The 10,762-nt window shown below is 69.2% G+C and carries 10 protein-coding genes and 3 pseudogenes; 7 read left to right on the top strand and 6 right to left on the bottom strand.

The window, feature by feature from the left end:
• On the top strand, positions 1-1,505 hold a 1,505-nt coding region (locus ABZU75_RS42670; RefSeq protein ID WP_355567938.1), incomplete at its 5' end, for a CoA-acylating methylmalonate-semialdehyde dehydrogenase.
• Positions 1,506-1,579: 74 nt separating this feature from the next.
• Here the strand turns inward: ABZU75_RS42670 and ABZU75_RS42665 are convergent.
• On the bottom strand, positions 1,580-3,130 hold the full coding sequence (locus ABZU75_RS42665; protein ID WP_355567935.1) for an MFS transporter: 1,551 nt from the start codon (positions 3,128-3,130) through the stop codon (positions 1,580-1,582).
• Between the two features lie 111 nt (positions 3,131-3,241).
• Here ABZU75_RS42665 and ABZU75_RS42660 point away from each other — a divergent pair, with 111 nt between their 5' ends.
• A complete protein-coding gene (locus ABZU75_RS42660; protein ID WP_355567931.1) occupies positions 3,242-3,988 on the top strand; it encodes a TetR/AcrR family transcriptional regulator in 747 nt (248 codons plus the stop codon).
• Positions 3,989-4,177: 189 nt separating this feature from the next.
• Complete coding sequence (locus ABZU75_RS42655; protein WP_355567928.1) at positions 4,178-5,179, top strand: GNAT family N-acetyltransferase; 1,002 nt, start codon at positions 4,178-4,180, stop codon at positions 5,177-5,179.
• A 103-nt stretch (positions 5,180-5,282) separates the two neighbouring features.
• Here the strand turns inward: ABZU75_RS42655 and ABZU75_RS42650 are convergent.
• Together ABZU75_RS42650 and ABZU75_RS42645 are read right to left on the bottom strand one after the other, a co-directional pair.
• Positions 5,283-5,522, bottom strand: a pseudogene (locus ABZU75_RS42650) (DUF1905 domain-containing protein); the annotation flags it as partial.
• 61 nt (positions 5,523-5,583) lie between these two features.
• Positions 5,584-5,721 (bottom strand): annotated as a pseudogene (locus ABZU75_RS42645) (VOC family protein); the annotation flags it as partial.
• 212 nt (positions 5,722-5,933) lie between these two features.
• Here ABZU75_RS42645 and ABZU75_RS42640 point away from each other — a divergent pair.
• A complete protein-coding gene (locus tag ABZU75_RS42640; RefSeq protein WP_355567925.1) occupies positions 5,934-6,506 on the top strand; it encodes a sigma factor in 573 nt (190 codons plus the stop codon).
• A 48-nt stretch (positions 6,507-6,554) separates the two neighbouring features.
• On the opposite strand, the gene ABZU75_RS42635 is transcribed toward ABZU75_RS42640, so the two are convergent.
• Complete coding sequence (locus tag ABZU75_RS42635) at positions 6,555-7,037, bottom strand: recombinase family protein (protein ID WP_355567941.1); 483 nt, start codon at positions 7,035-7,037, stop codon at positions 6,555-6,557.
• 408 nt (positions 7,038-7,445) lie between these two features.
• Between ABZU75_RS42635 and ABZU75_RS42630 the strand changes: the two genes are divergently transcribed.
• Positions 7,446-7,655, top strand: a complete 210-nt coding sequence (locus tag ABZU75_RS42630; RefSeq protein ID WP_355567922.1) for a hypothetical protein — start codon at positions 7,446-7,448, stop codon at positions 7,653-7,655.
• Between the two features lie 75 nt (positions 7,656-7,730).
• On the opposite strand, the pseudogene ABZU75_RS42625 reads toward ABZU75_RS42630, so the two are convergent.
• A pseudogene (locus tag ABZU75_RS42625) lies at positions 7,731-7,925 on the bottom strand (IS1380 family transposase); the annotation flags it as partial.
• A 73-nt stretch (positions 7,926-7,998) separates the two neighbouring features.
• Complete coding sequence (locus ABZU75_RS42620; protein WP_184758735.1) at positions 7,999-8,619, bottom strand: TetR/AcrR family transcriptional regulator; 621 nt, start codon at positions 8,617-8,619, stop codon at positions 7,999-8,001.
• Between the two features lie 91 nt (positions 8,620-8,710).
• Between ABZU75_RS42620 and ABZU75_RS42615 the strand changes: the two genes are divergently transcribed.
• Complete coding sequence (locus tag ABZU75_RS42615) at positions 8,711-9,670, top strand: 2-dehydropantoate 2-reductase N-terminal domain-containing protein (RefSeq protein WP_355567919.1); 960 nt, start codon at positions 8,711-8,713, stop codon at positions 9,668-9,670.
• A gap of 149 nt (positions 9,671-9,819) precedes the next feature.
• Positions 9,820-10,602: a hypothetical protein gene (locus ABZU75_RS42610; RefSeq protein ID WP_355567916.1), complete on the top strand. Its 783-nt coding sequence runs from the start codon at positions 9,820-9,822 to the stop codon at positions 10,600-10,602.
• Positions 10,603-10,762 lie beyond the last annotated feature (160 nt).

The raw sequence follows: 10,762 nt of genomic DNA, 5'->3' as shown, positions 1-10,762 counted from the left end.
TGAAGAACGTCACTCACTGGATCAACGGAGCCCTCGTCGAGGGCTCCGGCCGTACCTCCGAGATCTTCAACCCGGCGACCGGAGAGGTCACCGGGCGGGTCCAGCTGGCCTCGGTGGAGGAGGTGGACGCGGCCGTGGCCGCCGCCGTCGCGGCCTGGCCCGCCTGGCGGGACGCCTCGCTGGTCAAGCGCTCGCAGGTGCTGTTTCGTTTCCGCGAGCTGATGTACGCCCACCGCGACGAGCTGGCCCGGCTCATCTCGGCCGAGCACGGCAAGGTCCACTCCGACGCGCTGGGCGAGGTCGCCCGCGGCCTGGAGGTCGTGGAGTTCGCCTGCGGCATCCCGCACCTGCTCAAGGGCGGCTTCTCCGAGGGCGTCTCCACCCGGGTCGACTCCTACTCGATCCGGCAGCCGCTGGGCGTCGTCGCCGGGATCACCCCGTTCAACTTCCCGGCCATGGTGCCGATGTGGATGTTCCCGATCGCGATCGCCGCGGGCAACGCCTTCATCCTCAAACCGTCGGAGAAGGACCCCTCGGCCTCGCTGCTGATGGCCTCGCTGTGGAAGGAGGCCGGGCTGCCCGACGGCGTCTTCGGCGTCGTCCAGGGCGACAAGACGGCGGTGGACCGGCTGCTGGAGCACCCGCACGTGCGCGCGGTCTCGTTCGTCGGATCCACGCCCATCGCCCGCTACGTCTATGAGAGCGCCACCGGTCACGGCAAGCGGGTCCAGGCGCTCGGCGGCGCCAAGAACCACATGCTGGTGCTGCCCGACGCCGACCTGGACCTGGTCGCCGACGCCGCGGTCTCGGCGGGCTTCGGCTCGGCCGGTGAGCGCTGCATGGCGATCTCCGTCGTGCTGGCCGTGGACCCGGTCGGCGACGAGCTGGTCGACAGGATCGTCTCCCGGGTCGCGGAGCTGACCGTCGGCCCCGGCGACGACCCCGCCTCCCAGATGGGGCCCCTGGTCACCGAGGCCCACCGCGACAAGGTCGCCTCCTATCTGGAGCTGGGCGTCGCCGAGGGGGCGAAGCTCGTCGTGGACGGCCGCCGGACCCCGGTCCTGGGCGGTGGCGCGGCCGGGCGGAGTCCTGGTTTCTGGCTGGGGCCCACGGTGCTCGACCATGTGCCCGCCGGCTCGCGGGTCCATACCGAGGAGATCTTCGGTCCGGTCCTGGCGATCGTCCGGGTCTCCTCCTATGAGGAGGGCCTGGAGCTGATCAACGGTGGTGAGTTCGGCAACGGCACCGCGCTCTTCACCAACGACGGGGGCGCGGCCCGGCGTTTCCAGAACGAGGTCGAGGTCGGCATGATCGGTATCAACGTGCCGATCCCGGTGCCGATGGCCTTCTACAGCTTCGGTGGCTGGAAGTCCTCGCTCTTCGGTGACACCCATGTCCACGGGACCGAGGGCGTGCATTTCTACACCCGGGGCAAGGTCGTCACCTCCCGCTGGCTCGACCCGAGCCATGGCGGCGTCAACCTCGGCTTCCCCACCAACGGCTAGGAGCGGAATGTCACGCCAAGCCGCGCTCGGGTGGCTCGCTAACGCGACTTTTCATTCGGATGCTCGTCAACCCCCTACTGCCCGCTTGCTGCGGGTTGCGGGAGATCGCGTTTGCCGATGAGGGTCAGCACCAGCGCGATGGTGATGACGGCCAGGCCTGCGGAGCTGTAGAGCACGGCCGATGCGCCGGAGGCGATGGCGTTGCTGAGGAGGTCTTCGATGGTGGCGCGGGCGGTCGCGGGGGTGAGGTCGAGGACGCGTTGGATATCGCCATTGGCGGCGGCGGCGATGACGGCCTCGCGTGACGCGGCGGGCAGGGACGGTCCGGTGGCGACGATGTCGGCGATGCGGGTGGTGTAGATGGCGCCGAGGACGGCGGTGCCGATGCCGGCTCCGATGGAGGCCAGGCTGGTGATCGTTCCGGCGACCATACCGGCTCGTTCTTCGTCGGTGACGTTCATGGCGACGGCCATCACGGGTGCGCCGGCGATGCCGCCGCCGATGCCCCAGATGAGCAGGGGGACGGTCAGGAGCCACGGTGAGATGGTCGGAGTGAAGGCCAGTGCCAGTAAGGTGGCGCCGACCGCTTTGCAGGCGTAGCCGCTGGCGATGACGTGGCCGGAGGGGAATCGGCTCAGGAGTTTGCCTCCGAGCATGCCCGCTGCCATCTGGGCGAGGAAGACGGGCGTCAGTAGCAGGCCGCTCTGCGTGGGATTCAGGTGCAACGACCCCTGGAAGTACTGCACGAAGTAGACCGTGCCGCCGATGGTCAGGACGCGGGAGATGAAGACCGCCAGGGCGGCGCCGGTGAAGGCGGGCCTGCGGAACAGGGCGACGTCCAAGGTGGGCGCACCGGCCCGGGATTGGAGAAGGAGGAAGGCGGCGAGCAGGACGGCCGCGACCGTGAGCTGCGTCAGTGTCGCCGCCGATCCCCAGCCTTGGTCCTCGCCACGAAGCAGCGCCAGGTTGGCCAGGGCGAGTGAGACGATCAGCAGCGCGGTGCCCGCCCAGTCGATCCGGCCGTGAGCGGTCCGGCCGGAGACGTCGGCGGGAAGGGTTCGCAGGCAGATCACGAAGGCCGTGACACCGATCGGTATGTTGATCAGGAAGATCGCACGCCAGCTCAGCGTGTCGACGAGGGCGCCGCCCAGCAGCGGGGCGATCAGGCTGGCCGCGGTCGCCGCGCTGCCCCAGGTGGAGATGGCCATGTTGCGCCGTTCCCCCTCCAGGTGCTGAGAGAGCAGGGGAAGTGCGTTGACCATCAAGATGGCGCCGCCGATGCCCTGTACGGCGCGGGCAAGGTCGAGCAGCGTGGTGGTCGGCGCCGCGCCGCAGACGAGCGACGAGGCGGTGAACAGGGCGATGCCGAGCAGGTAGATGCGGCGTCGGCCGATGCGGTCGGAGAGGCTTCCCACGACCTGGGTCACCGCACCCATGGTGATCATGTATCCGATGATCACCCACTGGATGCCGGCGAGCGTTCCGCCGAGGTCGGCTTGGATCGCGGGCAGGGCGATGGTCACGATCGTCATGTCGATCACGACCAGCGCGGCGCCGGCGATGACCAGGCCGAGAATCGCGCGACCCCGAGCGGCCGGCGGATGGCCGGCGGTCGGCGGGGTCATCGGAGAAATCCGGGGAGATGCGTGTTGGTAAGGCTCACCTAAGTGAGGGTGGCGCAAACCGGGCGTTAAAGTCAACAATGTGTGAAGTTTAACGGCGGTTATGCTCGGACGGTGCCCCACGACCCCGACAAGGCCGACGCCACCAGCACCGACAGCCCACACCGGCGCCGGCGGCCGCTCACGCGCAAGGGTCGGCCGACCCTGACCAAAGACCTCATCGCCCAGACGATGCTCGACCTCGCCGGTGTTCACGGCTTCCGGACGGTGACCATGCGGCTACTGGCCGAGCATCTCGGCGTGACGGTGCGAGCCCTCTACAACTACGTCGATGACCGCAGCGAGATCGTGGCTCGCGCGGTTCAGCTGTTCACCGAGCAATGGCCGGCCCCGCGGCCGGACCCCGAGGACTGGGAACGCAGCATCTGCGAGTACGGCGCCGCGCTGCGCGCGGTCTACCGGCGCTATCCACGCGCTCTGCTGGTGTCGCTGGACGAGCAGATCGACGACCTCGCGATCGACCAAGACCGCCTTGTCCACACCGACGCCTTCCTCGGCATGCTGCGCACCATCGGGCTGGACATCGCCGAGGCTCAGATCGTGCACCGCGATCTCGCGCTACGCGTCTTCGCGTTCGTCCTGCTCGTGGACTACCGCCAGGACCAGGGCGAGCCGGTCATGCAGCACACTCCCGTCCCGCGGCTCTGGCTGCAGGCACATCCCGGCCTCGCCGTGCCACACCTGCGCGAAGCGGTCGCCGCCGCTCCCCTGATGACCGTGGACGAGGCATTCGAGCACACCATGCACGGACTCATCGTCACCGTGCGCGACCTGCTGGCCACCGCACAGCACATGCGCTAGCCATGGCGCCGGTTCGAGTCTTCACTGAGATGGCCGAGTCCGAGCGGATTATCCGGGAGAGGTCGCTGAAGGGGCCGGCTTCGGTGCGCGAATGCGGCTGCCCCAGTGGCTGCCGGGAGTTCGGGGACCAGTTGGTGATCGACGGGCCGGAATCGGCCGATCGACGACTCCTCAAGAGAGGTTGCGGACTTGCTGGCAATTGAGGTGTTCGAGGCTCGGGAGTCCGGTGAGGGTGATCTGGATGCTTGGTGCCGGGTGTTCAGGGAGGGGCAGGCGGAGCTGTCCGGCGGGGCGGTTGAATCCGGTGCGTTGGCCGAGCGGTTGCGCGCCGAGGTTGGGGGCGGTGCGCGGCGGTGGGCGGCTCGTCAGGCTGGGCGGATCTGCGGGGTGGCGGAGGTGCGGCCGCAGCAGCATGATCCTGCGATCGGGTTTCTTCGCCTGTTCGTGACGCCATCGGCGCGATGCAGGGGCGTCGGGTCGGAGTTGCTCGCTCGCGTTGTGGCGGATGCGGGTATGGAGCGGGTTCAGGCGACGGTGTTGGCGGGACCGCCTGGTGAGCCGTTCGTTCGCGGGTGGCGAGTGGTGTTGCGGCTGGAACTGCATGAGCAGCGACTCGATCAGGACGTGCTGAAGCGCTGCTATGAGCTGGCGATGGCCCCTCACCCGGATTACCGGGTGGTGTCCTGGCGGAGTGCGGCGCCCGCGGAATGGGTGTCCTCGTTCGGGCGGGTGATGGGCCATGTGCTCGACGCGCCGGGTGCCGCGCTGCAGATGGCGTCTCGGGCCTGGGACACCGCGGCGGTCCGTGCGTGGGAGGCGGGGACGGACGGGCAGCATCTGCTCGTCTGCGCGGTGGTTCACTCATCCTCGGGCGAGGTCGTCGGTGCCACGGTAACCACGGTCCCGGGTTCGGGAGCGACGGTGGCTGATCAGCACGACACCGCGGTGCTGCCTGGGCACAGGGGCGGCGGGCTGGCCCGCTGGATGAAGGCCCGGCAGACACTGCGCCTGCATGAGTTGTTTCCCAAGGTCGAGTCGGTCACGGTTACGGTGAACCACGAGAACGCGTCGATGCTCGCCGTGAATCGGGCGGTCGGCTACCACCTTGTTCGTGAACGCCTGCTCGTGGAGATGCCGACCCCGCCCATCGGCAACGATCGGGCCCGGAGGCGTCCACCGCCATCCCGTTGATCCGCTCGATCCCGAGCAACCGCTGCGCCGTCGTCACCGGGACGTGGACCTCAGCGAGCACGTGCTCGCGCTTGTGGCTGTAGGCCAAGCGGTCGTAGGCAGCGCGGGCGACCGGGTCGGCGTCCAAGGCGCGGGCGAAGTCCGCGGGCTCGACGACGACAGGAGGCTCGGCATCGAGTTCCACCTCGACCTCGTCGCCGGTCACGACACCGGCGGCTTGCCGGTTGGCGTTGCTCAGGCCGAGCAGGTAGCGGCCGCGCATGATGGCGACCCTGCTCTTCCATGAATGCCCGTTGATCGTGATGGTCACCCTCGGCCTCCTGCCTCCACCGAGTGCCTCCACAACTTCTTCGGGAATTTCCAGCCCTCTCAGCGGAGACGCCGGCGTCCTGTGCCGCTGCCTCCCATTCGTAGAGAGCCAGCTGCGGGGATCCCTCGCCCAGGCTGAACGAAACGAAATTGCGGGTGTCCTTGTCGATCTTGCAGCCCAGGCCTTCGGCATAGAACTTCTTGGCGCGGGCCAGGTCCTTGACGCCGAGCATGATGGCGCTCACCTGCAGTGACACGGTTCTCTCCTGCTGCTTGAGGTGTATGTGCTGCCTGAACCGGCAGGCCGGACATCCGGGCCGGGCCCGGATGTCACATCGGCGCGGGTTCGCCGGTCAATTGATATGACAGGCCGCGACGGAGGAATGTGACAGATGGTTGAGCAGGACTGGCTGAGCGAGCGGTTCGCCGAGCGGTGGCCCACCGGATGCTCGGCTCACCCGGCGAGGCCGAGGACGCGGTGCAGGAGGCGTGGCTGCGGGTCAGCCGCGCCGACACCGGCCAGGTGGAGAATCCGGCCGGGTGGCTGACCACGGTCGTCGCCCGGGTCTGCCTGAACATGCTCGAGGCACGCTGGACCCGGCGTGAGAAGTCGGCCGGGACGCTGCCGCCCGAGCCGGCCGCGCCGCACGCGAGCACCCACCCAGCCGGCCAGGCCGACCCCGAGGACGAGGCGCTGCTGGCCGATTCGGTCGGTGTCGCGCTGATGGTGGTGCTGGACACGCTGACCCCCGCCGAACGGCTCGCGTTCGTCCTGCACGACGTCTTCGCTGTGTCGTTCGGTGAGGTCGGCGCCATCATCGACCGCTCCCCGGTGGCGGCCCGGCAACTCGCCAGCCGGGCCCGGCGCCGGGTGCAAGGAGCGGCCGGGGCATCCGACGCCGCGCGATCCCCGAAGCGGGAAATCGTCGCCGCCTTCCTTGCCGCCTCCCGGAACGGGGATTTCGCCGCCCTGCTCGAACTCGGGGTCGGGGAACCTGGGAACAGCCGTTGGCGCTGAGAATGATCTTGCGCGAAGGGTGACGTCCAATTTCCACGTGTGACCGCTCTACCTGGAGGTCTCTGGCCCGTGGATGATGCGGTGGATGGTGGAGCGTCCGACGCTGTACTCGGTGGCCAGGTCGGCCAGGGACACCTCGCCCGCGGCGTATCGCCGGCGGATGGAGCGTCGGGCGGGTTCGGGCAGTTTGGGTTGCTTGCCCTTGAGCTTGCCGTTCTTCTTCGCCAGCGCCATGCCCTCGCGGGTGCGCAGGTGCCCGAGGTTGGCCTCGAACTCGGCGACCATGGCGAGGGTCTGCAGGAACAGCCGCCCGAACGGGTCGTTCCAGTCGTAGACGGACGCGCCCAGGCCGAACAGGACGCCGCGTCCTGACAGACCGGTGAGGATCTCGTTGGCCTCGGCCATGTTGCGGGCGAACCGGTCGAACTTGGTCACGGTGAAGACGCTGCCGTCCCACACGGCGGCGAGGGCCTGGTCGAGGCCGGCGCGGTTGCGGCGGGTGGTGCCGGAGAAGCCGTGGTCGAGGTAGATCCGGTCTTCGGGGACGCCGAGGGTCAGGAGTTACTCGGTCTGGATGATCACGTCTTGCTCGTCGGTCGAGCAGCGGGCGTAGCCGACACGGGTTCCGTTCACGGCTCCAAGTGTTCCGGATAGGGGGCCTTCACCGGAACAGTTCGCGGAACACCTATACGGAACACCCTGACCTGGGGCGGTTGTCCGGGCGGTTGGTGTTCCGGTGGGGGTCCCCTTACGGAACACCACTCTGATCACTTGCGGCTGGGGCACTGAGCTGAACGCTCGCCCCGAAACCCCTCAGTGATTACCAAGTTACATTTCCTTCGGTGACGCCGACCCGAGCGGCGGGCCGAGGAGGTCGCGGCCACACACGGGCGGCTGGGCCGGGCCCGCTTCGCTTTCATCGAGCGGCCGAATGTGCTGGTGCTGCGCCACCGCTTCGGTACGGACGGCCGGGGGGTGCAGCCGTGGCAGGTCGTACGGCAGGACCACCCTGGCCTCTACCCGCCCGGCCTGCCTGCCGCCAAGCGGTTTCCCATCCACGTCTATCTCGCCGATTCTCGGACCGGGCGGGTACTCGCCGTGCAGGTGAACGGGGCCCGATCGCGGGCCAGCCGTCCGCTGTCGGGATAGCGCTTCAGCAACTCCTCCGGCTCAACGCCGGCAGCGGCGTCATCCTGCGGGCCGGCCACGTGCTGCTCGATTGCCTCCTGCGACGGGGCCGCGAACTTTCGCGCCCGCGTTCGCGCCGCTGTCGCCCGGCACCGTGAGACGGTCCAGTGACAGGCCCGCAAGCCCGGCGGTGTGAGCGAGTCACATCACCGGCACCAGGCCCGCGGCCGACACGAGATTCGGGTCATCGAACGCTACCGACACCGCCTGGGGAGCGTGCTTGAATTGCATCTACGGGATGCCTTCCCGACAGTGAAAACGGAACCCTAGACAAGTCCCATTTTCCCTGGTCAGAAAGGTATTCTCACTTCAACTCACCGACACTCTCCTGCTCGTGCTCGCGCTGACCGTCGCCTGAGTGCGACCGGCGCAGCCCGTCCAGCACGAGGGTGATGACACCGTCGGCCTCGGCCCGCCAACCGGGGCGGTCATGGGCCGCACCGATGCCATGCAGTGCCATCATGACGGCACCGGCACCCACGTCGTCGCGGACGGCGCCGTCCTTCACGGCGGCGGCCACCAGGTCGGTGACAGCCTGCTCCAGCGCCCGACTACCCTCGGCGAGCGCACCCGAGCCGGTGGCCATGAGCGTGGCCAGCGTCCGGGCGAGGCCCTGGTGGGCATCCATGTAGCCGACCATGCCACGCAGGAAGGTCGCCAAGGCCTCCTCCGCGGGCAGCGTGGCCTGCAACTGGCGGGCGCGGTCGCACAGCGTGGCGACCTCCTCGTGATAGACCGCCTCGGCCAGCGCCTCCCGTGTGGGGAAGTGGCGGTACAGCGTGCCGGTGCCCACACCGGCCAGGCGGGCGAAATCATCGAAGCGCAGGTCGAAGAAGCCTCCGGCGTCGAAGACCTCCCGGGCCTTGGCGAGCAAGGCCTCGCGGTTGCGCTGGGCGTCGGCACGCAGCGGCTTGGCGGAGTTCATGCGCTACCTCGCGTTGACAAACGGAAACTACCTCCATATTTTTGGGAAGTGGAGATGACCTCCAATTCGATTGTATCCCACGAGGTGCAACTTGAAGATCCTGATGTTCGGCCGAGGTGTGATCGCCACCATGTACGGCTGGGCCCTGGAACGGGCCGGGCATGACGTCGAGTTCTACGTCCGGCCGGGCCGCACGGCGGCGTACGGGGAAGCGATAGACCTCGATCTGCTCGATGCGCGGCGGCGGGTGTGGGGGCAGCGCGTCGTCCAGAAGTGGCCGGTGCGCTACCGCGAGGCGCTGGAGCCGGACCACGACTTCGACCTGATCGTGCTGAGCGTGCCGCACCACCGCCTCGCGGAGGCGACGGCCTTCCTGTCCCCGCGTGTCGGCCAGGCCACGGTGCTGGTCTTCGGCAACATCTGGACCGAGCCGCTGGCCGCGATCGGCGCACTCCCTGTCGACCAGATCGCCTGGGGCTTTCCCCAGGCCGGTGGCGGTTTCGGCGCGGACGGCGTGCTCCGTGGGGCGCTGCTGCCGTCGGTCATCTTCGGCACCTTCGGCCAGCCGCCGACCGAACGTGAGCGGGCCGTGCGCCAGGCGTTTCGCGAGGCCGGGCTCCGGCTTAAGGAGCAGCCTGACTTCCGCGGCTGGCTGTGGGTCCATTTCGTGTCGGATGCCGGCCTGTTCTCGCAGGGCCTGCGGCTGGGTTCCTTGTCCAAGCTGGCCGGGGCAACGGGCGACCTGCGCGAGGGGCTGCTGGCTGGCCGCGAGCTGCTGCCGCTCCTCAAGGCGCGCGGCGTTGACCTGCGACGTCACCGGGGCGGTGTGCTGCTGTTCCGGGCGCCCACCTGGCTGACGGCCCCCGCGCTCGCCTGGCTGCTCGCTCATTTCGCGCCGGCGCGCGTGAATTTTGCGGCGCACTCCGACCCCGAGGCCGAGGAGCCGCGTGAGATCTGCCGAGACACCCTGGCGGAAGCACGCCGGTTGGGGGTCGCGGTACCGCGACTGGAGGCGGCGGAACCGAGCTTCGCCCGCGAGGTGACAGGCTGAGTGAGCGGCTACGAGACTTCCCCGCAGTTCCGCTGTGATCATCCCTTGGCGACGAGGGGTACCCCCTCGGGGAGGAATGGAACGATCAGTAGCGCCAGCGTGTGCAGTTTCCTGCACACCGCATGGCGGCCAGTGACATGATCCTTAGCGTGGATCGAGACGAGCTACGGGCGAAGGTACGGCGGGAGCGACGGCTGCGGCGCCGGGTGCGCCGGGCAGCGTGGCGGTTACGCCAGGCCGAGATCGAGCACGAGTGGGCCATCGCCTCGGCCCGTGTCGAAGGTCTGCCGGTGCGGGCGGTGGCGGCCGAGGCGGGGCGTTCGCCCTCGCGCATCCAGCAGATCGCCACGGCGGCCGCGCCGCTGCTGGAGCTGGAGGCGGCGCTGGCGCAGTTGCGTCAGGCCGGGTGGCCGGCCCCGGAGGATCCCGCTGGTAGCGATGATGAGGAGCTGGACGGCCGCGACAGCATCGCCGAGCGCCTGGTCGATGAGGTGCGCTGGGTGCTGGAGTGCGCCGAATGGATCGACCGGCTCGCCGGCGACGGGCTTCCCCCGGTGGTGAACCTGCGTCCAGCCGATGATCAGGACGCCTACCACGTCGCGGTGGACCTGGCCCGAGTGGCTGCGGTGCTGCGCCGGATCGCCTACGACATCGACGAGCTGGCCCGTGCCCGCAAGGTGGCCGACCTGGACCAGGCCGCCATCATCGGCGACCGGCACGCTGAACTGCGCCGACGCCTGGCTGAGCCGGGCCTGTCGTATGCCGCCTTCAACCGCAGGTACCGCGAACGGGCCCGGTCCGGAGCGCTGCGCCACCGCGCCCCGATGCCGCTGACGGAGGCCGACATCTGGCGGGCCTACCAGATGGAGCTGCGCGAGCGCGGCGAACCGCACCGCGATCCTTGGGGAGTAAATCCCTTCGAGCGTCGCTGAGCTGCGCCGCTCTTATGACCGCGGCCAGGCGCAAACGAGTGTGCAGTTTTCTGCACACGCTGGCGTCACTGATCGTTCCATTCCTCCCCGAGGGCCGGGACCGAGCGCGCCTGGCGGCGGCGGCCGGGACCGGCCTCCAGGCCGCATGCCCGGCCAACCG

The sequence above is a fragment of the Streptosporangium sp. NPDC005286 genome (assembly GCF_040607515.1).
In the GTDB taxonomy this organism is placed as follows: domain Bacteria; phylum Actinomycetota; class Actinomycetes; order Streptosporangiales; family Streptosporangiaceae; genus Streptosporangium.
The sequence above is the reverse complement of the archived record's forward strand: the minus strand, read 5'-3'. Positions and strand labels throughout refer to the sequence as shown.

Coding starts and splice junctions, on each gene's coding strand:
- ABZU75_RS42665 (WP_355567935.1), bottom strand. CDS start 3,130: ATGACCCCGCCGACCGCCGGCCATCCGCCGGCCGCTCGGGGTCGCGCG.
- ABZU75_RS42640 (WP_355567925.1), top strand. CDS start 5,934: ATGCTCGGCTCACCCGGCGAGGCCGAGGACGCGGTGCAGGAGGCGTGG.
- ABZU75_RS42620 (WP_184758735.1), bottom strand. CDS start 8,619: ATGAACTCCGCCAAGCCGCTGCGTGCCGACGCCCAGCGCAACCGCGAG.